This window comes from Streptomyces sp. NPDC026062, assembly GCF_055568375.1.
On record NZ_JBVHOQ010000006.1, the window covers coordinates 235,776 to 257,288 of the forward strand.

Sequence of the window (21,513 nt, forward strand, 5' to 3'; positions counted from 1 at the left end):
CCGGGGGTAGATGGATGAGTGATTCGAGTGCGGGCTCGCAATGGCCTCACAGAAATGAGATCAGTGGCGAGGCACGGCTGTACGGTCCCACCGTCCAGGCCCGTGAGGTGCATGGAGGTATTCATGTCCACTCCGCGCCGACGGCACCCGACAGACCTGCTCCGCCACGCCAACTGCTCCCCGTTCCAACGAACTTCACCAATCGAGACGATGATCTGGCCTCGCTGGACGATCTGCGTGCCGCGGGAACGACACTGATCGTCGTCAGCGGTCCGGCCGGAATCGGCAAGACGACCTTGGTGTCCAAATGGCTGCGTTCGGTGAGCGCCGATTTTCCCGACGGGCAGTTGTACGCAGACCTGCGCGGGGACTCGGCGGGCGAGCCGATGAGGCCTGCGGAGATCCTTGCCCAGTTCCTCCGGGCACTCGGGGCCGGGCCGCCACCGACGGACGCGGCCGAGCTGGCCTCCCTGTGGCGGTCCCTCACCGCCGACCGGAGGATCGCGATCATGCTCGACAACTCGTTCACGGCGGCCCAGATCCGGCCGTTGCTGCTCAGCGGGCCGGGCGGCCTCGTGGTCGTCACCAGCCGTCGCAAACTGACTGGCCTGCGGATGCAGGGAGCGGGCTTCCACCAGCTCGATGTGCTCGGCCCGGCCGCCGGTGTCGAACTGCTCACCCGTGCGATCGGTGAGGACCGGGTAGCTGGCGAACTCCCGTCGGTCCACCGCCTGGTGGCCCTCTGCGCAGGTCTTCCGCTCGCGGTCTGCCTGGCGTCCGCCCGGCTCGCGACACGCCCCAGACAATCGGTCGGGGCGCTTGCTGACGCCCTCGCACGGGACGCGGGCGGCGGCCGGCTGGCCGCACTCGAAGTGGAGGGGGAGACATCGGTGCGCAAGGCCCTGGACGCGTCGTACGCCGTACTGAGCAGTGATACCGCGCGTCTGTACAGGACGCTCGGTCTGCTGCCGGTGCGGACCTTCGACGCGATGACCGCCGCCGCATCCTGCGGTGAGTCGCTGGAATGGGCGGAGCGCCGGCTGGACGAGCTGGTCGAGGCGAATCTCGTCGAGGACGTCGGGCCCGAGAGCTGCCGCTTCCATGACCTCTTACGGATCCACGCGCGCGACCGCGCCATGGACGACGACACCAGCGCAGCCCGCGAGGAGGTGCTGCGGCGGTTCTGCGACTGGTCCCTTTCCACCGCCACCGCAGCGCAGGAGCTTCTGACACCGGTGCAGTTCACACTCCCCAGGAGCTATGTCCACCCATCGGAACTCCCGCTGCCGTTCACCGAGGACGTCGAGGCGCTCACATGGCTCGACTCCCGTCGCGCGCAGCTCATGGATGCCGTAAGGCTCGCAGCCGACAAGGGCTGGTACGACACGAGCTGGATGCTTGTGGACGCCCTGTGGCCCCTCTTCCTGCGACTGCGCCACTACGCCGAGTGGATCGAGGCCCACGGGATCGGCCTGGAGGCTGCCAGACAGGCCGGGAACAGGACGGCCGAGCGCCAGATGCTCAACTCGGGGGCCATCGGCCTGGGGGCCGCCGGCCGCGCCGAGGAGGCGGCCACCTGGTATCGGGATTCCCTCCGGGCCGCGCGCGATGCCGGTGACATACGGGATGAGGGCCAGGCGCTGATGGGCCTCGGCGCGTGCCATCGCGAGGCCGGGAGGCATGCCGACGCGATCACGTACCTGAACCGGGCGATCTCGGTGTGGGAAGGCTGCGGATACCCGCGAGGCGTGGCCCTCGCCCGTACCACCCTCGGGGAGATCGCACTCGCGGAGGGAGCCCCGGACGAGGCGATCGACTGCTTCACCCGGGCCCATGCCGCGCTGGTCGCGGTGAACGATCCCCACGACGCCGCGCGAGCCCTCGTCTTCCTGGGGCGTGCCAGTGTGCTCGGGGGGGCGTACGAGGAGGGCATGGCGAGGATGAGCGGGGCTCTGGCGGTGTTCACCGGGTCCGGAGCCGCCTTCTGGCAGGCGCGCACCCTGGAGATGCTGGGTGAGAGCGCCGCGGAGCACGGTGACGAGGCGGTCGCGGAGGATCTTCTCGCACGGGCCCTCGCCCTGTTCGAGACCACGAGCCCCGCCGACGCACGTCGGCTCGGCGGGGACGGGTGACCCGTCAGGGGGCGGGCCGGGACGGCCGGACTGCCCCCGGTGTGTGACGGGGCGTGTGCGAATCAGTCGGCCGATGCCTCGCAGGCGTACGGCCATTCCCGCAGCGAGCGCCCCGCCACCAGCCAGGCATGCACGCACGACGGCAGCAACGACTGCTCCGCAAAGGCCTGATCCTGTGTGCTGGGGACGTACGTCACGAGAACGGCAGCCCGGTCCGAGCCGCGGGCCAGGGCCCACCCGCTCGCGCCTTCGGCGCCGGTCAGGGGCACCGCGGCGATGCCGCAGGCAGGGTGGGCCGAAGTGAGACCGGCCAACCGGTGCAGTGCGCCGGCGGCCGAGTGCACCCGGCTCCCCTGGAGCACATCCGCGCAGTCGAGCAGGGCGCCGTCCTGGCAGGCGTCCACGTCCACGACAAGGTGCTCATCGATGACCGATGCGCCGTGGACGCGGCCCGGCGGGCTCAGCCGCACGCTGAACGACGCACCGAGGCGGCGGGCTTGCAGCACATGCGGAAAGGGACTCGCCTCGACCACGACAAAGCGCATCACGCGGACACCTCCCCGCGTCCCAGTACCCATGCGCCGAGCGGCCTCGGCTCCGGCAGCGGGACGGTCACCGGCTCGTGCGCGGGTTGTCCCACCCCCAGGACCTGGTACATCAGCCTGCGCATGTTCCGGTTGAACCGGCCGGGCTCCGAAGTGATGCGCGACCTGATCGGGGCATACTCCTCGTGACGGTATTCCCTTGCCACATAGTCGAGTTGGTCTACCAGTGGATGAGTGGGAGACAGGGTCGGCGCGTGGGCGGCCAGAGTCGCGGCCGGCGACGAGGGATTGATCTCCCGCTCCGGCGAGGCGGCCAGCAGGATGGGTGCCCCGGTGAGCGTCCCGTAGAGAGTGACCGAGCCGTGATCACCGATGATCCAGTCCGCTGCGATCAGGATGCTGCGCCAGTCCGCTTCGGGCGGCACGATCCCGATTCCCCGTTGATCGCACCGCGCCAGCCACGACCTGACCTGGTAGGCCCCGTGCCCGGCCCACACATTGGGGTGCACGAGCAACGCCGTACGGTAGCGCGCCGTCGGCAGCTCGTTGATCAGTCGGGGCAGCAGGGCGTCGAACCGGCCGAAGGACGACTGGGCTCCCCAGGTCGAAACGGCGACAACGAGCTTCTGTCCCTCGGAAACCCCGAGTGCCCGGCGGTACGCGGCGCGCAGCGGCAGACTGGTGGTGATCCGGTCATGTACGGGATCACCGATCACATGCGTCAGGGGAAGCACTTCCGGGCAGCTGCGGGACAGTTCGCGCAGCTCGGCGTGGTGAGGCACGCCCACGGCGGCCGGTAGCCGTCCACCGGGCAGCAGATCCTGCCTGCGCAGCCCTGCCACGCCCGTGTTCGCTCCCTCGACGACCCTCTTCAGGTAGTTGGCCCCGTGCGGCAGTGTGATCAGCGGCGCGTCGATGTACTCCACGCCGCGTGGTCCGGCGGCGAGGGCGAGGTCGAAGCTCATGCGGGTCGCCTGGTCCCACGGCAGCACCACACTCCCCAGCCTGGAGAGGAAGGCGGGCACGTCGTCACCGAAGGCGTGCGGTGGCGCCGTGAAGACGACCTGGAGCCGGAAGTCGGCTTCCAGCAGGGAAAGGATGTCGATCAGCCGTTTCCCGTACGTGACTGTGTGGATCACCGCGAGCACCTTTTTGCGCCCCACCAGGGTCAGCCACTGTCGTGACTCGGTAACGCCTTCTCCCACGGTGGTGTTTGTCTCGAACCGGCTTGCGGAGGTTGTGATCGGGGTGGGCGTGCTCGGGTTGGGCGGGCTGGGTTCCGTCGTGCTCGTCTGACCCGTTGTGCTCGGCCCGGCTGTACTCGTCGGTCCCGTCCTGCTCGGTTCTGTCGTATTCGATCCCGTCGTGTTCAACGCCGACATGGCGTCCCCCTTGGTGGATTCCATCCGAGTGCCACGGACTGCTTCTGTCGACGGGATGCCCGGCAGGGGAGACGGAAGGCTCGACAGAGCCTTGCGAGAACCTTGCACCGTGCTGCGGGGCAGCTCGAAGGGCTGTGGGCGAGGGCGGCGGAGAAGGTTCGGCGTGGTCGGCACCCCTCATCGCCCGTACTGCTGCCGGACTGCCGGACTGCCGGACTGCCGGACTGCCGGACTGCCGGACTGCCGGACAGGCGGACAGGCGGGACGCGGTGGACACGCTGCGAGGGGTCAGGTCACCCGCGGTCGACGTGAGACAGCGGGGTCAGGCCGCCAGAAGGCAGCCCGGCCATCAGCGGTCCCTGTCCTCAGTCATGTTGAAGGTGGGACTCGTGAAGTCACGGCCTTGCAGGACAGGGCCGGTCTGGGTCCCGCCGCTGATGCTGTTGTGCACCTCGCTGCTCGAACTGCTCCGGGCTTCCTGCCACCACTCGTCGAGCAGTGCGCGGAACTGCGCGTCCAGGGCCGCGCGCACGCCGAGAGCCGTCGCCAGCGCCTGGGCCCGCAGCGGGTCGGACGGATCGTTCTCCAGTTCCGCGACCTCCACCTCGCCCGAGCTGACGCCGGGCAGCCCCTCCGGGCCCGCATCCTCCGCCGAGCCCCGCCGGAACGGACGCCTCACCAGCGCGGTGAGTCCCTGCCACGCCTGGCGGCCGGCGTCGCCGCCGACACTGCCGGCCATTGCTGTGAGCGCCGCTGCCGTGATCGGGTCCATGCCGGGCTCCCTGGGTCGGTGTCCTGCAGCCGCAGCCTAGGCCCGTGGCATGGACCACCGCAGGAGTTCCGGAATGCCCGGGGTGCACCCATTGCCGAGGTGGCCGGTTTTGGGGTGTGCCCATTCCGGTGCCGGGCCACTGCCTGTGTGTGGGCGCCCGCCCTGCTCTCCGGCTCCATGACCAAGATATTCGCTCCGCCTGCCTCGTCGCCGCTGTCTTCACCTTCGCGATATCCGATGCGTTCAACCGGGCGTACGACCCATGGGCCGAGACAGTGAGCCGGTACGTCAATCTGCCGCACGGCCGGCTGACGACCGTCGGCCTGCTGGCGGTCGCGGCAGGGGTTGCGGCCGCGGCCCTACGGGTCGCCGGTGGTGGGCGGGTTTCCGCAGCCTGCTCGGCCGGGCCAAGACCCTGGCCCGTTGTCGGCGAGGCAGCCTCGGGAGCGGAGGCGGTACGGCAAGCCGTCCTGCTGCGGCTGACGCGCGAGCGGGTTCCTCACCAAGGAGCTGGAACCGGCCCAACTGCGCCGCGCCGTCGAGGTCGTGGCGGCGGGCGACTCCCTGCTGTCACCGGGCGTCACCCGGTGCGTCATCGAACGCTTCGCGCACCGCCCCCGGCCCACCGCCACCCTGCACGCGCTGACGGCGCGTGAGAGCGAGGTGGTCGGGCTGGTGACGGAAGGGCTGTCCCATGACGAGAGCGCCGCCGCACTGGTGATCAGCCTTCTGGCGGTGAGGAAACATATTCCGCAGGCCATCGGCGAGTTGGGCCTGCGTGACCGTGTGCAACTGGTCGTCACCGCGTACCCGCACGGCCTGGTCAGCGCCTCGTACGCCGACGGCCGCTGACAGGGCGGCCGAAAGCCCTGCCCTGTGCGGTGTCGGCCCTGTGGCCGCGGTGCGTCAGCTCTGCGCGGTGGCGTCGCCGTCCGTCTGCGCGGCGGGCTCGGCCGCGGCCTTCGGCGCGGGCTCGGCCGTGGCCTCAGGTGCGTCTCCGGCCGCGGCTGCCTTCTCGCGCATCTTGCGCACCAGCTCCGCCTTCCGGTCGGCGGCACCCTGGCGGTCGAGATTGCGGTGCGGACCGTTGTTCTGCCGTTCGGCGCGGGACAGCCTCTTGCGTTGGCCGCCGCCCATGCCCACGGGGTTGTTGATGTTCTTGCTCACGGTCATGGGTTCTCCCGGAGGGATGTGGAGTGATCTACGGATTCATCGATGGGGACGGGCGCTGCGGCGTCGAGGGACGTCGGCGGACGTCAGCAGGGGCCCGTCACGCGCTCACTCGTGAATCGGCGTCTGGAAGAACATGACAAAGACGTTACCCGGTTCCGTCGGCTCCGCACGCCAGGCCTCTCGCCGCCCCGGCGTCCGGCCCGAGCGCTGCCCGCCGCCTCTGCCGGCACGTTGTGGCACGGCCCTTGTGGGGCAACCGCTCGGGAGGGGCCCTCGGCCCTGGGCGGCGTGGTCATGTGGATTGCCGGGTCGGCACCATGAGTACGCGGTCGCACCGATGTGTCGCGGAGTCCGAGGAGGGCGAGGAATTCGGACGTCGGCAGGCCGTGTTCCTCGGTGCGGGAGCCGAGGTCAGGCGTGGTTGCCGAGCCGGGACCTCAGGCGGCGGTTCTCCTCCTCCAGGGTGGCGAGCCGGGCACGTAACGGGTCGAGCGCGGGCTTGAGTTCGGCTTCCGCGTAGCGGGGGGTGATGTGCTGGGGGCAGTTCCAGTTGAAACCCTCGACGCGGATGAGTACCAAGCGTTCCACCTGGCCGGGGGTGCGCGCGGCGGAAAGGCGCTCGCTGAGGGCCGGGTCGTCGTGCAGCGGCCGGACGGATGCCCTGCCGAAGATCTTCAGTCGGCGCTGCTGGGGGTAGTCCATGAAGAACAGCGCCACGCGACCGTCGGCGCGGACGTTCCCCGTGCTGATGTACTGGCGGTTGCCGCGTACGTCGGCGTAGCCGATCGTCCGCTCGTCCAGGACGTGGAGGAAGCCGGGTGCGCCTCCCTTGAACTGGACGTAGGGCCAGCCGGTCTCGCTGACGCTGGCGAGGTAGAAGCCGTCGCGGGCCACGATGAAGGCGGCCTCGTCGGCCGTCAGGAGTTCCGGGGCGTCTCCCTCCATGAGCCTGCGATCGGCTGTCGCCGCGCTTCCCTGCTCGCTCTGGACTCGGCGCACCGATTCGGTGTAAGCCAGGTGGGCGTAGCGGCCCATTCGACCTCCTGTGGGCTCGTGGGCGGCTGTCCCCCCGGTGCTCGGACGGGGACGTGCCCCCAGCGGATCATCCGGCGTGCTGTCGCAGCTCCGCTGGTGCGGAGGCGGTCAGGATCGACGTCAGCAAGCCGGGGAAACGGCGTTCGAGTTCGTCCTTGCGCAGTCGGCTGAGCCGGGAGTTGCCCACCAGCCGGGTCGCCACCACTCCGCTCTCACGCAGCGTGCGCAAGTGGTGGGAGACGGTCGAACGCTTGACGGGGACGTCGAGAGTGGTGCACGAACCCTCGCTCGCGGCGTCGAGCAGCTGGACGATCTGCAGTCGTACGGGATCGGCCAGGGCCTGGAGGACTGTACCGATGCCGACCTCGTCGAGATCGGGTTCCGGTAGCCAGGTGTCGTTCGTATCGCGCATCGCAACCTCCGTGGTGATCGACTCTGACGATACACATCGAATCTCTCCGCCGAGCCGCCCATAGGTTCGATTAGCATCGACAGATACGATGACGATCGACCTAAGCTACGATGTGCATCGTAACAGACGATAGCTATCGGATCTGGAGTGCCCGATGACCGACACTGCGCAAACCGCACAAGGCGAGCGCTGGCGTTCTCATGCGATGGTTCTGGCCCTGGGCACTTTCGTCGTGGGAACCGACGCCTTCGTGATCGCCGGCCTGCTCCCCGAGATCAGCAGTTCGCTCGACGTCGACACGGCCGCCGCCGGTCAGCTGGTCAGTGTCTTCTCGATCGCCTACGCGCTGCTGTCGCCCCTCCTTGCCGCCCTCACCGGCAAGTGGTCCCGGCGCAGCGTGCTGGTCACGGCGCTCGGCATCTTCGCGGTGGGCAACATCGTCACCGCGCTCGCCCCCGGCTACGCCCTGGTCCTGGTGTCCCGGGTGGTGGCCGCGGCGGGAGCGGCGATGTTCACGCCCAACGCGGGGGCCACCGCCGCCGCCATCGCCGGTGGCGAGCGGCGCGGCCGGGCGATCGCGATCGTGACCGCCGGCCTGACGTCCTCGCTCGCTCTCGGTGCGCCGCTGGGCACCGCCATCGGGAACGAGTTCGGGTGGAAGGCGACCATGTGGTTCGTCACGGCGCTGGCTGTCGTGATCGCGCCGGTGATCGCGCTGCGGCTGCCGGACATCAGGCTGGGCGCCAAGGTGGGCCTGCGCCAGCGGCTCTCGCCGCTGACCGACCGCAAGGTGGCGCGTGTCCTCATCGTCACACTGCTGGCCTTCATCGGGATCTACCTGCCGTATACGTACATCAGCTCGGTCTTCTCGCCGGCCACCGGTGACTCGGGCGGCCGTGTGGCGCTGTTGCTGCTGGTGTTCGGACTGGCCGGTACTGCGGGAAACCTGATGGCCGGACGCCTGGCCGACCGGCACGGGCCGCGGAACGTGGTCATCTGCGCCACCCTTGGTCTGGCCGTGGTGTTCGTCGCCATGCTGCCGAGCCGGGAGTCGTTCGCCGCGGCGATCGTCGTGGTGGCGCTCAGTGGTGTGGGCTCATGGTCGGTGACCGCCCCTCAGCAGCACCGCGTCATGGCGCTCTCCCAGCCAGGAGCCGAAACGCTCGGTGTCTCGCTCAACGCGGCCGTCATGTACCTGGCGATCTCCCTGTCCAGCGTGATCGGTGCGATCGGCCTCACCTCGTTCGGAAGTGCCCTTTCACTGCTGCCGATCGCCGTGGTCTTCGTCCTCGCCGCGGCCTTGCTGGCTTGGCTGTCCGGCCGGTCGGAGAGCCAGGCGGAGGCGCAGGCGAACGGTGCGGTGGCGAAGCCGACGGCCGGCGGTCTGGGGACGTCTCCGGCCGTGAAGTGACTCCGCGCCGCGCGGGCGAGGATCACTCGATCCCCGCGTAGGGTCCGTGCACCGGGCGGTCGTCGCCGCCCGGTGCACGGCGGGAGTAGGCGTCGGCGACCTGGATGAGGAAGGCGGTCTCGTGGACGAGATCGTGGCCACCCAGCGTGGACAGCCCCACATCCCGCGTTCGCGGGCTGTGGCCCCGGTTCTTGGCGTGGCAGGCCGCTGCCAGCCAGCGTGCCATCTCCACCGCGTGCGCGGCGGTCACATCGGGGGCCGTCGTCGGGTCGGGGTAGGGGCACGGCGGATCGAGCGAAGCGTATTCGCGCAGCACCAGGATGGCGTCGCGGATCTCGATGACCTGGCGGTACACCAGCAGGCCCCAGGAGCCGCGCGGCAGCAGCAGTTCCAGCAGGCGCCGCCGAGGCGGCGCGAGAGCGACCCAGGGCACCGCGGACACGAGGTCCTGCCAGAGCCGCCACAGACGCCAGAAGTCCGTCGCGCACCGGTGCGCGTGCCGGATGGCGGGAAATGCCGGTGCGGCGACGACGGCCGCTCTGCAAAGGCAGAGCATGCCGCTGATGAACGGAAGAGGAAAAACCACCCATGAAATGTCTGAGATCAGCTGGACCAGATTGCCCACCCAGAAAAGCGCCGCCAGGCAGCTGCCCAGCCCGAACAGGCCCATGGCTGTCCTGATCGGCGATTTTCCGCCCCCGTACCAGTGCCGTCGGCACACGGCTATGCAGAGAACGTTCCCGGCCAGATGTATACCGATCACGATCAGCCAGAAGGCATAGCCTCCGCGACTGGCCGATTCATGGACGTTCAGGCCCGGCTTCCACTGCGTACCGAGAATTACCAGGCAGACGATGGCCAAGCCGGAACCGAGATGAAGCCAGTCCCGCTGCGGCCAGCCCGCCGTGACGAGGACGAAGTCCATGATGATGACGGCGGACAGGACTCCGCACAGGTGAGTGGCCAGTGCATACGCCTGGTAGGAATGGAAGTCGCGCGCCATTGTCTCGACCAGGGGACGGAGCTTCAGCGTCATGGTGATGGCGGCTGCTCCGACAGCGATCCAGAAGCCGCGCTGCTGCGGTGACCGAATGGCCGAGGGTGCCCGAAACAGCAGAGAGAGCCACATGGCCAACATGCCGGTGTTTTCGAACCATAAACCGGCCACTCGCACGTCATGTGACACGCGACAGCCCTAGCGCCGCTTCCCATTCACCCGCGGATTTGGCAGGCCGTGAATGCTCCGGCCGGACCGCGACAGTCCGCAGCACACTGGCCAGCATCTCGGCTTCCTGCTCCTGCCGGGTGGTGTAGTCGGTACGCGCCAGGAGGCGCTGCGCGAGGCCCAGATCCAATTCTCCGAGCTGTCCGGACGACGTCGCGACGCCAGGCAGGTCGAGCGTCGGGTGGTCGAACAGCATGTGGCCGAGCTCGTGCAGGATGATGTGTTCCTGGTGGGGGCGGCTTGTCTGCCGTTCGAAGAAGACGTAGTCGTCCGTGCCGGTGGCGAGCCACAGTCCGCACACCCCCGCGGCTGCCGCCCCGCGCGGCAGCGAAAGCAGATGAAGCGGACGCCCCCGCAGAGCGCTCAGATGAGTACAGAGCTCATCCAGGGAGAACGGCGGCTCCAGTCGCAAGGTGCTCAGTATGGCCTCGCAGCGGCGGCGTAGCCGCCGGTACTGAATCCGCATGCCACTCCCTGTCGATCTCCGTCACTGACTGGTTGTTTGCCTGTGAGGTTCGGGGCATCCGCTGATTACCGTCGCCGAGCGGACCTCATGGCATCAACTGTCGTTGACTTCTCTCTCCAGCGGAAGACCCTCAAGCGCACGCAGCTGATCAAGAATTTCGGCCGCCGCCACCAGTCCCTTCGGGGAGAGTCCATTGGCTCGCGCGGCAATTCTGGTGATCCCCGCGTCGCGCAGTGCCTCCCACTCGCTCAACTGGATGCCGGCCTCCCGTAGTGCAACCAGCCGCAGCAGCATGGAATCCACCTCCTCCGCGACCTCGTCGTCGAAAAAGTAAGCGGGTTTCACGCCGAAAAAGTTGGCGAGCGACTGCAGGTGAAGCATTGTCGGGTTGCTGCGCGTCCCGTTGCGCAGATAGGCGAGGTACGCCTTGGAGATGTCCCCCCCTTGCTCGCGGATTGCTCGGGCCACTTCCTCGTTGCTGTATGGGCCACGATCTCGCGGATGCACCGTGGCGAACAGGTGGTTCAGCCTGGTCGCGAGCTTGCCCGTACAGGAGTGCTGTGTGTTTTCAGCCATATATATTCCGCATCTGTTCCGTTCGGTCACTGGTTGGTCATGTTGATGTCAACCGTGCCCCCAGGCAGCTCCGTTGACAAGAAATCGGCGCCAGCTAAGCTGACCCATCGACAACTGACGTGGCCGAGGGTCGTTGGGGGAGCGTGATCCCGATGGTGGTCAGTTGCCGCGGGTGATCACCCAACTGCTCAACCATCAGAACAAGTTGACCTCCATGTTGTTCGCTGCGACGGATGGGACAGACGACTCGATGGACAAGCAAGCCGCCCAGGACACCGCGACCTGGATCCAGTTCCCCCGGCCCGCCCCGCAGGCCAGGATGCGACTGGTCTGTTGCCCTCATGCCGGGGCGTCCGCGAGCGCCTTCGGCCCACTGGCCAGAGCCCTGCCGGACCACGATATCGAAGCGCTGTCCGTCCAGTACCCGGGTCGGCGAGGTGGCCCGGAACTCCAGGGCTTCACCGACATCGGCAGCCTGGCCGACCGGATCGCCGCCGAACTGCTGCCTTGCTGCGACCGGCCTTTCGCGGTCTTCGGCCACAGCATGGGATCCGTTGTCGCCTTCGAGCTGACCCGGCGGTTGGAGGCCGCGGGCAAGCCCCCCGTGCGGCTGTTCGTCTCCGGCCGCCGTTCGCCCTCGGACGGGCTCGGTGTGAACGTGCCGCAGGACGACGAGGAGATCATCGAAGAGTTGCGGACGTTGGGCGGCATCCCGGTCAAACTCCTCGACAAGCCCAAGTACAGGGAATCGATCCTGGCGGTGGTCCGCAACGACTACCGGGCGAATTCCGGATACCTCGCTCCACCGGACGCCCGGGTGGACTGTCCTGTCACGTTCCTGCTGTCGGACGCGGACCCGTACGTCGACGCGACAGCAGCCGCGGCCTGGGGGAGCCACACCTCCCAGGAGTTGACGGTCCTCGGCTTCTCCGGTGGCCACTTCTTTCTCAACACGGAGCTGAACCAGGTTGTCGAGGCCCTCAGCAAGGGCCTCATCGTCGGATCCGCTGGGCCACAGGACGGCGGTTTACGGTGAAGGACGTGCTGGACAAGGCCATGGAGTCGTGGACGGACCCGACCGCGGCCACGCCCGGGGACGAGATGGCCGACCTGTCTCCCGTGCGCAGGCAGGACGAACTGGCGATCCGGGTCTACGAGGAGACCTTCGCGAGCGGACCCGTCACGTCGGCCGAAGTGGCGACCGCCCTGGGCGTTCCGACCGCCCAGGTCGAGCGGACGATGAGCGCGCTGCGCGGTCTGCGCCTCGTCAAGCACTGCGAGGTGACGGGAAGATACCGCGCGGTGAGTCCGGACGCGGCCCACGTCGAACTGGTCATGCCGCTGGAAGAGTTCATCAACGACAAACGGCGTGAACTGCAAGGAATTCACGACCAGTTGCGAGGCTTCGCCGACATATTCAGCACGCTGCAACGCTCCCAGCCGCGGCAGGAGGTGGTGGTGCGCTGTCTGGACCCCCGGGAGGTGAGGCTGCGGATGGCGGACGCCGCTCGAAATCCCGCTGACGAGGTCCTCGCCATGTGGTCGTTCGGCCCGGGCAGCCCCCAGAAGGACGAGCCTCTGGGGCCGGATGCGCTGCCCGGCGACGCGCGCACGCGGATCCTGTGCCCGCACACCGCTCGCACCAGCGCGTCCGCCCGAGCCGGCCTGCGCAGGGCCGCCCGGACCGGCGCCCGTATCCGTACGTCCAGCCACGTTTTCGAGAATCTCGTCATCGTGGGCGCTGCGGCATTTCTGTCCGAGAACGCCGTCGGTGAGGACGCCCCGCTGGTCACGATCGTCTACGAGCCGGCGGTCGTGTCCCTGCTCCGCCGGGTCTACGAGTACGCATGGCAGTCGGGGGCCGCCTTCGAGGCCGACGCGGTCTCCTACGGGGAGACGCTGGACGACGTCAAGGCCACCATCCTGGACCTGCTCAGCACCGGTCTGAAGGACGATGTGGTCGCCCGCCGCATCGGCATGTCATCGCGTACCTTCCGCAGGCACATCTCCGGCATCATGGACGAACTCAACGCCGAGAGCCGGTTCCAGGCCGGGGTGGCGGCGGCCTGCGCCGGCCTCGCCGGTGTGCGCGAACCCAGCCTGCAAGTGGGCCGGGCCGGCTGAGCGGTCCCTCGAAGGAACGGCCTGTCCGGGCTCCGCTGCGGAGCCCGGACAGGCCGTTCCTCTGTGTCCACCGGTTCCCGCATGTCTCCCGTGCAGGCAGGTAATTCCGGTGGCCGGGAGTGGCCAAGCCGCTTTCGGCCGTTGCCACTTCCGGACGCCTCTCATTACGGTTGTCTCAGTGCCCGAAGGGGCGGTGTCCGTGAAAGTCGGCGCCCACTGCACCGGTAGTCCGACATAAATTGGAGGGTGTGCGAGCATGGTCAGCAAATTAATTGATCAGGATGACCGTTTTCTCGGTATCCTGGACCGTCTGACCACCAAGGCTATAGATGACTACTACAACCCGTACAAACTCTTCGAATGGCCTGAAAGTCTGCCGGAGAACATGTGGTGGATGAGCCCGGAGCTCACCACGACGTATGGGACGGATGCCGCTGCACGGCTCACCGAGGAACAGCTCCACGCGCTGTCGCGCTACGAGAGCATCAACTTCTACAGTCTGAACGTGCACGGTATCCGAGAGCTCCTGATCGAGGTCACCAAGCGCATACACACCACGGGCTTCGAGACGCCCTCCGAGTTCTTCCACCACTTCATCGGTGAGGAGAACGAACACATGTGGTTCTTCGCCGAGTTCTGCCTGCGGTACGGCAGGATATACCGTCAGCCTTCCGGGGCTGTCGGCGAGATCCCGCGTTCCGGCGTCGAGAGCCTGCTGGTTTTCGTCCGGATCCTCATATTTGAGGAGCTGGTCGACCATTTCAATTCCAGGATGGCGCTGGACGATCGACTGCATGAGACCATTCGGGCGATCAATCGAATTCACCACCAGGACGAGTCCAGGCACATCGCCTTCGGCCGCGAACTGGTCTCGGTTCTGTTCGAGGAAGTGAAGCGCACCTCCTCCGAAGAGGAACTGCGGGATATCTCCGCCTATGTCAAGCGGTACATGAGCTACAGCTTCGAGTCGCTCTACAACCCGCAGGTCTACCGCGATGCGGGCATCGAGAAGCCATTGGATCTCCGCCGGGAGCTGCTGGCCTCTCCGACGCGACCGGAGTTCGAAAAGAGCATATTCCGCAAGACGTCGAAATTTCTGGAGAGGACGGGAATCGTCCGATGACCGAAACCGATCAGGCCGTTGACCTGTCCCAGGGGCTTGTCATCCTCGACCCCGACCAGACCGATCTTCTCAGGGAACTCGATCGGATCTTCAGCGGCTGGGGACTCTCCGCCGGTGCCCGCGAGATCCTCCCGCCGCCCCTCTACCCGGTCCCCCACCTGGAGAAGTTCGACGTCTACACGAACTTCCCGCAGCTGGCCCTGGTCGCGACCGGACTTGATCTGAGCAGCGGTGCGGGCAAGCCCGCCGACGGTCGGTTCGCCACCTCCGAACTGCGGGAACCTCGCCTGGGACTGCCGCACGCGACCTGCTACGGCGCGTATCTGTACTACGAGAAGAGCCAGGTGTCCGATCAGACCCTGGTGACCCTGGTGAACCGTTGTTTCCGGAACGAGGAGCGCTACGACGGACTGCGCCGGCTGCTGAGCTTCCAGATGCGGGAAATCGTCGCGCTGGGCACGTACGAGCACACCCAGCAGGTCATCGCGGACTTCACGCAACGCATCACGGCATTCGCCGAGGCGTTGGACCTGGGGTTGGAGAAGGTGGTCGCGTCCGATCCGTTCTTCGAGGATGACGGCGGCCGCGCTCTCATGGCGAAGATCAGCCCCGTCAAGTTCGAGTTCCAGGCCGCAGGGGGCCTGGCGATCGCGTCGGTGAACACACACCGCAATTTCTTCGGCGAGCGGTGCGACATCCGTCTCGGGAAGGATCGCGCATACGCGTTCACCAGCTGCGTGGCCTTCGGTCTGGAGCGGTGGCTGTCCGTTCTTCTCGATATGCACGGCGGTGACGCCCGGCAGGCTCTGAAGGTGGTCCGGGCGGCCGTCCGCCAGGACCTCTGACGTGATGAACGGACGAGTCGGAATCGACCTGGTCCCGTTCGTCCGCGTCCGCGATATGGCTGAGCGCGAGCAGGGGACGGCGCTGGCCCGGGTTCTCTCGGAGGATGAGCTGAGACTTTCCTGGGCGGCGGGCGCACCGGATATCGCCGGAATTGCAGGACGGCTGGCCGCCAAGGAGGCGGTATTCAAGTTGTTCCGTGCTCGGGGGCAGACCCTTCCCTGGCTCGGAATTGAAATCCTGAAGGCCGACGGCGGGTGGCCGGTCGTACGGCTCAGTGGCCGCGCAGCCCAATTGGCACGCAATGCCGGCTTCAGAGACATCCAAGTGAGCATCACGCACGACGAACCATGCGCGGTGGCGATTGCCTTCTGCGCCGATGCGCCTGGTACGGACGCTGATGGACTGACATCCGCCGACAACGGTTGAGGAGTGGACATGGCTTCGGCAGGTATCGACGAAGTACGCACGTGGATCCTGGAACGGCACCCGGAACGGGATTCCATCACACCCGATGAGAACCTCATCGAGAACAGGCTCGTGGACTCGCTCTCCTTCGTGGAGCTGGTCTATGCCATCGAGGGCGCGAGCGGCATCGAAATCGACTTCGACAACATTGACATCCAGGACTTCCAGACGCTCTCAGCAATCGAGAAGGCGTTCTTCGTTCCGGCCTGAACTCCCCGAAGGGATAAGCACGATGGAAGCTGTCTCGTACACGGCCCAGTGGACGGCCGCGGCCAGGGCGGTCGAGTCCGAACTCGGCGAAGAGGCGATGTTCGACGACCCGTTCGCACGTGAGCTGGCGGCCCCGCGTGGCTTCGAACTGCTGGAGAAGTACGGAGGGGGCGGCCTGCTGCCCTTCATCGCCATCCGCACGAAGTACCTGGACGACAGCATCGACGCGATCCTGCGTGACAGCGGCATCCGGCAGATCGTCATCATCGCCGCCGGCATGGACACCCGGGCCTTCCGGCTCTCCTGGCCCTCCGGTGCGAAGGTCTACGAGGTCGATCACGAGGCCCTGGTCAGGGAGAAGGGACGTCGTCTCGCCAAGCTGGACGCGCAGCCGGCGACCGAGCGGCACCAGGTCGCCGCCGACCTGGCCGGACAGTGGCTGCCCGCGCTGTACGAGGCGGGATTCGACCGCGAACAGCCCACCCTGTGGGTCGCGGAGGGACTGATGTTCTTCCTCACCCAGGAGCAGGCGTCCGAGCTGCTCAACGTCCTGGGATCCGCCTCGGCAGCGGGCAGTTGGCTGGCCGTCGACTTCGTCAGCAAGGCCCTGCTGCGGAGCCCCTTCTCCCGGTCCTTCCTCAACGGCCTGCGCGACGACGGCACGCCGTGGCTGTTCGGCACGGACGAGCCGGAGGAATTCCTGGCCGGTTCGGGCTGGAAGGTGCGGGAGCTGAAGGAGCCCGGCGAGCCCGGCGCGGGGCAGGGCCGGTGGCCGTACGAGGTGCAGCCCCGCGACCGCAGGGGTGCGTCGCGCAGCTGGCTGGTCCGTGCGGAGTTCGCGGGCCACTGAGAGGAGAGCAGATGCTTGGCGCGACCACACTGGAGAGGATCGAGTCGTTCCTCCCCGAACGAAGCGTGAAGATCGACGAACTCGCCGGCAGCCTCGGTCTCAGACGGGCCGAAGTGGGCGTCTTCCGGAAGATATACGGCCTGGACCGGCTCCGCTTCGACCCGGACATGGGCCTGTTCGACCTGGTCCTTCCCGCCGCACGGCAGGCCTTGAAGTCACTTCCGGAAGGGCACCGGATCTCGTACGTCATCTACGCCCACACCATGCAGACCCTCACCCCTGCGCACATCGACGCCGCCCAGGTGATCCGTGACGATCTGGGGCTGCATGACGCCGAAGCGTTCGCGCTCACCCAGCAGGCGTGCGTCAGCAGTCTGGGAGCCATCGACCTGGCGGGCGAACTGCTGCGGGCGGAGGCACCGGAGGGCACCCACGCACTGATGGTGACCGGAGAGCGGGCCTACTCACCCAAGGTGCAGCTGATCCCCAACAGCGCCATCATGGCCGACGCCGCGGCCGCCTGCCTGGTGACCGTGGGCGGCCGGGGGGACGAGGTCCGCTCCTATGTGACCCGCACGCTCGGGGAGTACGCGGCCGGTCTGGAGATGACCAAGGACGAGACCCGGGGCTTCGGGCAGTCCTACAGCACGGTGCTGGGCGAGGTCATTCTGCAGGCGACGGAGGAGGCGGGGCTGGCCTTCGACGACATCGACCTCGTCATCCCGCACAACGTGAACATGGTCTCCTGGCGACAGACGATCAAGGACATGGGCGCCGACCCCGACCGGTTCTTCCTGGAGAACATAGAGCGCTACAGCCACTGCTACGCCTCGGATGTCTTCGTCAACTACACCACCCTGCGGGACGGCGACCGGCTCATGGACGGCCGCAACTACGTCCTGGTCTCCGTCGGTCTGGGAGCCACCTTCGGCGCCATGGTGATCACTCATCGGAAGCGGTGAGTGCGATGAACGAGCCCGCCTACACGGCGGATCTCAAGGAAGCGCTCACCGGCGACCGCGACGCCCGGTTCGTATGGCTCTGCAACTTCGAGGTGGAGAACCAGTGGGCGCACGACTACACCGGTCTGCCGGCGGCGCGTGTGTCGGCCACCAGCGCGACCGTGCAGCGTATGGAGGAGCTGGGCGTCCTGCTGGCCGAGCCGTCCGACTACCTCCTGCTGGACCGGCCGCTGGACGGCGGCTACCGCCGATACGTCGAGCGGACGGGCCTGGGCGCGCCCGCCGAGCTGGTCACGCGGGCCCCCGCCGGCGCGGGGGGCACCAGCCGGGCCGTACTGGACTCACCGGAGCTGCTGGACCGGCTGCGCCTGCTCGCGCGTGAGGGCGCGTACCTCATGCCCATGGGCAACTCGGTCCTGGAACAGCAGATCTCCGAGGAGACGCGGCTCCGCGCCGCGGTACCGGACCCGGCCACCTGCGAGCGGGTCAACAGCAAGATCTACAGCCGTCGGCTGGCCGCGGATCTGGGGCTGCGCGAGATCCCCGGATTCTGCTGTGAGACGGTCCCGCAGCTGCGCCAGGCGCTCGACCGGACGCTGGACAACGGCGAACCGGTGATCGTCAAGGACGCGTACGGAGTATCCGGCAAGGGCCTGCTCGTGCTCGACAGCCGGAGGAAGGCCGACCGGCTGATGCGCATGGTCGAGCGCCGGGCGCGCAGCACCGGCGACGAGGCGATACATGTGGTGGTGGAGAGGTTCCTGCCCAAACGCTTCGACCTCAACTACCAGTTCACCATCGACCGTTCCGGCCGGGTCGGGCTCGACTTCGTCAAGGAGGCACTGACCTCGGGCGGAGTGCACCTCGGCCACGTCATGCCCGCCGGCCTGACCCCGGCCCAGCACGAGACGCTGACCGAGGCCGCAGAGGCGCTGGGCGCCCGGCTCCACAAGGACGGGTTCTTCGGCATCGTGGGTGTGGACGCCCTGGTGGCCGCCGACGATCTGCTCTACCCGGTCCTGGAGATCAACGCGCGGCTCAACATGTCCAGTTACCAGGGACGGGTGGCCGAACGGTTCATGGCCCCCGAGGGCGCGGCCCTGGCCAGGCACTACCCGCTGCGGCTCACCGCACCCGTCTCCTTCGACGAGCTGGCCGGGGCGCTCGGCCCCTTGGCCGAACCACCGTCCGATGGCTCCGGAGTGGTCATCACCTCCTTCGGCACCGTCAACGCGCAGAGTGGCGCCTCCGTCCCGTTCGACGGCCGGCTCTACACGCTGCTCTTCGCCGAGCGGCGTGAGGAACTCGCGGCACTCGACCGGAAGGTGGCCGGCGCGCTCGGCCGGCTCGCCCCCACGGAAAGGAAGTCATGAGCAGCCCGAAGGATGCCCCGAGCAGCACGGAACTCCATGTGCAGGGGGTGCCGGTCTCGCAGATCGCCGAGGAGTTCGGAACCCCTGTGTTCGTGTACGACGGGGAGGTGCTGCGATCCGTCTACCAGTCGCTGCGCGAGCAGCTGAACCCGGCTGTGGACGTGTTCTTCTCCCTGAAGGCCAACCCGAACGTCAGCGTCACCTCCCGCCTCGGCTCACTCGGTGCCGGCGCGGAGATCTCCTCCATGGTGGAGCTGATGACCGTGAAGCAGGCGGGCATCGCACCCGAGAACGTCATCTTCCTGGGACCGGGAAAGACCCGTGCCGAGCTGGAGGCGTGCGTCGCTGCCGGTCTGTACGCCATCGTGTGCGAGTCGTTGGACGAGGTCGCGGAGATCGAGGAGATCGCCGCAGCCGCGGACCGCGACGAGGTCGCGGTGCTGCTCCGCGTCAACCCGGACTTCCACACCAAGGGGTCGGGTCTGGCGATGGGCGGCAAGCCACGCCAGTTCGGCATCGACGCGGACCTGCTGCGCTCCTCCCGTGACTTCTTCGACCGCCTGCACCGGGTGCGGGTGCGCGGCTTCCACGCCTACATGGGCACCCGCTTCCTCAACGCCGAGGACCTGGCGCACAACACCCGTCAGATCCTCGCGCTGGCCGAGGAACTCGCGAAGGCCCTCGACATCACCTTGGAGACCGTCGACTTCGGCGGCGGGTTCGGTGTCGCCTATTTCGACAACGAGAAGGACCTGGACCTTCAGGCCACGATCGACGGGATCAACGAGGTGGTCGGGCCGTTCGCGGCGGCGCACCCGGGTTGCCGGCTGATCAACGAACTCGGCCGCTACCTGACCGCGATGTGCGGTACGTACGTGGTGCGGGCGCTGTACGTCAAGGAGTCGATGGGCGAGCGGTTCGTGGTCGCCGACGGCGGCACCAACCACCACATGGCGGCGGTCGGCGTCGGAAGCTTCGTCAAGCGCAACTTCCCGATCCGCTCCCTGAGCCGGTACGACGACGAGCCGGCCGGCACGTACACCGTCACCGGGCCGCTGTGCACACCCAACGACGTCATTGGCAAGAAGGTCGCCCTGCCCCCGGTCAAGGCCGGCGATCTGCTGGGGGTGGAGCGTTCGGGAGCGTACGGACCGACCGCGTCCCCCGGCCTGTTCCTCAGCCACGGCTTCCCGGCCGAGGTGCTCGTTCACAACGGGACCGCGCACCTGGTGCGGGAGCGGGACCGCAAGGAGGAACTGCTGGCCAAGCAGCGCCTCATCGACTTCGACTGACTCAGGAGCGAACTGGCAATGGAACGCGGCAGCGTGATCTCGGCGGTGGAGAAGTCCCTCAGCGCGGTACTGGAGCGCCCCGTTACCGGCCTCACCGAGGAGGTACGCCTCTTCGAGGACCTGCATCTGGACTCCACGTCCGTCCTGGAACTGCTGATGGAACTGGAGGACGCGACGGACATCTCGGTGGACCCCGAGGACCTGGACATGGACGACTTCAAGTCGGTCGGAACGCTCACCGACTACGTCCTGTCCCAGACCGAACAGACCGCCGGCGAGGGGTGAGCGACGACGATGCCCACCTTGCGTGCCGCCTGCGCCGTGGTATCCCCGCCGAGCAGGCCCCATGACGGCGATCCGTCCACTCTTTCCTACTACCGTGACCTGGTTGAGCCGTTCGGCCTTGAAGTGGACGAGGATCTGCTGCGCGCCGGGCCGAACGTCAGCCACCGGGACCTGATCGACCGGCTCGTAGCCACCGGTGACATCGGCGGCAGTGCGCCGGACCTGGTGATCGTGACGCAGGCGCTGCCGGATGTCACACCCTTCACCGCGATCTCGCCCTACCTCGACCGGCGACTCGGCGGCGGTTCGACGAATTTCGGTATCCATCAGCAGGGCTTGGCCGCGCCGTTCACGGCACTGCGCGTCATCTGCGTCTTCCAGCGCGCCGGCCGGGCCCGCGAGGCAGTCCTGGCCGTCCTGGAGCAGACCACCCTGCCCACCCGGATGCCGCTGGTCCACGACCATCACCTGGTCGACTCCGGGGTCATGCTCCGGTTCGGCCAGGAGGGCGGACTCCGGGTGGCCGGCGTCGAGACGGTCCCCGCCGAGGAATCGGTGGCCGACCGGATCGGGGAGGTGGTGGGCAAGGAGCCCGACGGCACTTTGCTGGTGGCCGGACCGTGGCTCGACACGGCCGCGCTCGCCGACGTCCGCCACCGCTACCAGGCAAGCGGCGGCACGTACTGCACCAGCGTGTGGCTGGCGCTCGCGCGGCACTGGCGCTCCTGGCAGCAGGAGTACACGACGGTCGTGCTGTGCGACACCGACCCGCGTTCCGGGGACAGCCACCTGGCCGTGCTGAGGTCGGACGACTACGGCACCTGCCCGGAGCCCGCGGGGCGGGGGAGGTGACG

The 21,513-nt window shown here is 67.8% G+C and carries 24 protein-coding genes; 15 read left to right on the plus strand and 9 right to left on the minus strand.

Going from position 1 to position 21,513, the window contains the following annotated elements; genetic code table 11:
- The first annotated feature begins 14 nt into the window (after positions 1 to 14).
- Positions 15 to 2,132 (plus strand): tetratricopeptide repeat protein, encoded by a 2,118-nt coding sequence (locus ACZ4LX_RS07990; protein ID WP_467640023.1) that lies wholly within the window; start codon positions 15 to 17, stop codon positions 2,130 to 2,132.
- A 62-nt stretch (positions 2,133 to 2,194) separates the two neighbouring features.
- Here ACZ4LX_RS07990 and ACZ4LX_RS07995 read toward each other — a convergent pair whose 3' ends face one another.
- The 3 genes from ACZ4LX_RS07995 to ACZ4LX_RS08005 all read right to left on the minus strand — a co-directional run bounded on the left by ACZ4LX_RS07995 (position 2,195) and on the right by ACZ4LX_RS08005 (position 4,831).
- Complete coding sequence (locus ACZ4LX_RS07995; RefSeq protein ID WP_467640549.1) at positions 2,195 to 2,677, minus strand: hypothetical protein; 483 nt, start codon at positions 2,675 to 2,677, stop codon at positions 2,195 to 2,197.
- Positions 2,677 to 3,840: a hypothetical protein gene (locus ACZ4LX_RS08000; RefSeq protein WP_467640546.1), complete on the minus strand. Its 1,164-nt coding sequence runs from the start codon at positions 3,838 to 3,840 to the stop codon at positions 2,677 to 2,679. The genes ACZ4LX_RS07995 and ACZ4LX_RS08000 overlap by 1 nt, the downstream gene beginning before the upstream one ends.
- A 568-nt stretch (positions 3,841 to 4,408) precedes the next feature.
- Positions 4,409 to 4,831 (minus strand): hypothetical protein, encoded by a 423-nt coding sequence (locus tag ACZ4LX_RS08005; RefSeq protein WP_467640020.1) that lies wholly within the window; start codon positions 4,829 to 4,831, stop codon positions 4,409 to 4,411.
- 546 nt (positions 4,832 to 5,377) lie between these two features.
- On the opposite strand from ACZ4LX_RS08005, the gene ACZ4LX_RS08010 reads away from it, so the two are divergent.
- Positions 5,378 to 5,683: a response regulator transcription factor gene (locus ACZ4LX_RS08010; protein ID WP_467640017.1), complete on the plus strand. Its 306-nt coding sequence runs from the start codon at positions 5,378 to 5,380 to the stop codon at positions 5,681 to 5,683.
- Positions 5,684 to 5,737: 54 nt separating this feature from the next.
- On the opposite strand, the gene ACZ4LX_RS08015 is transcribed toward ACZ4LX_RS08010, so the two are convergent.
- The 3 genes from ACZ4LX_RS08015 to ACZ4LX_RS08025 form a co-directional block, all read right to left on the minus strand.
- The gene (locus tag ACZ4LX_RS08015) at positions 5,738 to 5,998 is read right to left on the minus strand and encodes a DUF6243 family protein (RefSeq protein ID WP_467640543.1); all 261 of its coding nucleotides are present in this window, start codon (positions 5,996 to 5,998) and stop codon (positions 5,738 to 5,740) included.
- Positions 5,999 to 6,415: 417 nt separating this feature from the next.
- A complete protein-coding gene (locus tag ACZ4LX_RS08020) occupies positions 6,416 to 7,039 on the minus strand; it encodes a pyridoxamine 5'-phosphate oxidase family protein (protein ID WP_467640014.1) in 624 nt (207 codons plus the stop codon).
- Between the two features lie 67 nt (positions 7,040 to 7,106).
- On the minus strand, positions 7,107 to 7,451 hold the full coding sequence (locus ACZ4LX_RS08025) for an ArsR/SmtB family transcription factor (protein ID WP_467640011.1): 345 nt from the start codon (positions 7,449 to 7,451) through the stop codon (positions 7,107 to 7,109).
- Positions 7,452 to 7,605: 154 nt separating this feature from the next.
- On the opposite strand from ACZ4LX_RS08025, the gene ACZ4LX_RS08030 reads away from it, so the two are divergent.
- Entirely contained in the window at positions 7,606 to 8,862 is a 1,257-nt protein-coding gene (locus ACZ4LX_RS08030) for an MFS transporter (RefSeq protein ID WP_467640008.1), read from the plus strand.
- 22 nt (positions 8,863 to 8,884) lie between these two features.
- Here the strand turns inward: ACZ4LX_RS08030 and ACZ4LX_RS08035 are convergent, their stop codons facing one another.
- From ACZ4LX_RS08035 to ACZ4LX_RS08045, 3 genes are all read right to left on the minus strand, one after another.
- On the minus strand, positions 8,885 to 10,030 hold the full coding sequence (locus tag ACZ4LX_RS08035) for an MAB_1171c family putative transporter (protein WP_467640005.1): 1,146 nt from the start codon (positions 10,028 to 10,030) through the stop codon (positions 8,885 to 8,887).
- A gap of 7 nt (positions 10,031 to 10,037) precedes the next feature.
- The gene (locus tag ACZ4LX_RS08040; RefSeq protein WP_467640002.1) at positions 10,038 to 10,553 is read right to left on the minus strand and encodes a hypothetical protein; all 516 of its coding nucleotides are present in this window, start codon (positions 10,551 to 10,553) and stop codon (positions 10,038 to 10,040) included.
- A 93-nt stretch (positions 10,554 to 10,646) separates the two neighbouring features.
- Positions 10,647 to 11,129: a helix-turn-helix domain-containing protein gene (locus tag ACZ4LX_RS08045; protein WP_467639999.1), complete on the minus strand. Its 483-nt coding sequence runs from the start codon at positions 11,127 to 11,129 to the stop codon at positions 10,647 to 10,649.
- Between the two features lie 250 nt (positions 11,130 to 11,379).
- On the opposite strand from ACZ4LX_RS08045, the gene ACZ4LX_RS08050 reads away from it, so the two are divergent.
- The 12 genes from ACZ4LX_RS08050 to ACZ4LX_RS08105 all read left to right on the plus strand — a co-directional run bounded on the left by ACZ4LX_RS08050 (position 11,380) and on the right by ACZ4LX_RS08105 (position 21,511).
- Positions 11,380 to 12,165 (plus strand): thioesterase II family protein, encoded by a 786-nt coding sequence (locus ACZ4LX_RS08050; protein WP_467639996.1) that lies wholly within the window; start codon positions 11,380 to 11,382, stop codon positions 12,163 to 12,165.
- A gap of 5 nt (positions 12,166 to 12,170) precedes the next feature.
- Entirely contained in the window at positions 12,171 to 13,253 is a 1,083-nt protein-coding gene (locus ACZ4LX_RS08055; protein ID WP_467639993.1) for a LuxR family transcriptional regulator, read from the plus strand.
- Between the two features lie 256 nt (positions 13,254 to 13,509).
- Positions 13,510 to 14,376, plus strand: coding sequence for a diiron oxygenase (locus ACZ4LX_RS08060; protein ID WP_467639990.1), 867 nt, complete (start codon positions 13,510 to 13,512; stop codon positions 14,374 to 14,376).
- Positions 14,373 to 15,221, plus strand: a complete 849-nt coding sequence (locus tag ACZ4LX_RS08065) for a class-II aminoacyl-tRNA synthetase family protein (RefSeq protein WP_467639988.1) — start codon at positions 14,373 to 14,375, stop codon at positions 15,219 to 15,221. Before ACZ4LX_RS08060 ends, ACZ4LX_RS08065 begins: the two co-directional genes overlap by 4 nt.
- A gap of 4 nt (positions 15,222 to 15,225) precedes the next feature.
- Positions 15,226 to 15,648 (plus strand): holo-ACP synthase, encoded by a 423-nt coding sequence (locus ACZ4LX_RS08070; protein ID WP_467639985.1) that lies wholly within the window; start codon positions 15,226 to 15,228, stop codon positions 15,646 to 15,648.
- A gap of 9 nt (positions 15,649 to 15,657) precedes the next feature.
- A complete protein-coding gene (locus ACZ4LX_RS08075; protein ID WP_467639982.1) occupies positions 15,658 to 15,897 on the plus strand; it encodes a phosphopantetheine-binding protein in 240 nt (79 codons plus the stop codon).
- A 22-nt stretch (positions 15,898 to 15,919) separates the two neighbouring features.
- Entirely contained in the window at positions 15,920 to 16,747 is an 828-nt protein-coding gene (locus ACZ4LX_RS08080; protein ID WP_467639979.1) for a class I SAM-dependent methyltransferase, read from the plus strand.
- Between the two features lie 11 nt (positions 16,748 to 16,758).
- Positions 16,759 to 17,709 carry a 3-oxoacyl-[acyl-carrier-protein] synthase III C-terminal domain-containing protein gene (locus tag ACZ4LX_RS08085; protein WP_467639976.1) on the plus strand — a complete coding sequence of 317 codons (951 nt, stop codon included), beginning with the start codon at positions 16,759 to 16,761 and terminating at the stop codon, positions 17,707 to 17,709.
- Between the two features lie 5 nt (positions 17,710 to 17,714).
- A complete protein-coding gene (locus ACZ4LX_RS08090; protein WP_467639973.1) occupies positions 17,715 to 19,082 on the plus strand; it encodes a preATP grasp domain-containing protein in 1,368 nt (455 codons plus the stop codon).
- On the plus strand, positions 19,079 to 20,374 hold the full coding sequence (locus ACZ4LX_RS08095) for a type III PLP-dependent enzyme domain-containing protein (RefSeq protein WP_467639970.1): 1,296 nt from the start codon (positions 19,079 to 19,081) through the stop codon (positions 20,372 to 20,374). Before ACZ4LX_RS08090 ends, ACZ4LX_RS08095 begins: the two co-directional genes overlap by 4 nt.
- Positions 20,375 to 20,392: 18 nt before the next feature.
- A complete protein-coding gene (locus ACZ4LX_RS08100; RefSeq protein WP_467639967.1) occupies positions 20,393 to 20,659 on the plus strand; it encodes an acyl carrier protein in 267 nt (88 codons plus the stop codon).
- Between the two features lie 9 nt (positions 20,660 to 20,668).
- Positions 20,669 to 21,511 carry a hypothetical protein gene (locus tag ACZ4LX_RS08105; RefSeq protein WP_467639964.1) on the plus strand — a complete coding sequence of 281 codons (843 nt, stop codon included), beginning with the start codon at positions 20,669 to 20,671 and terminating at the stop codon, positions 21,509 to 21,511.
- Positions 21,512 to 21,513 lie beyond the last annotated feature (2 nt).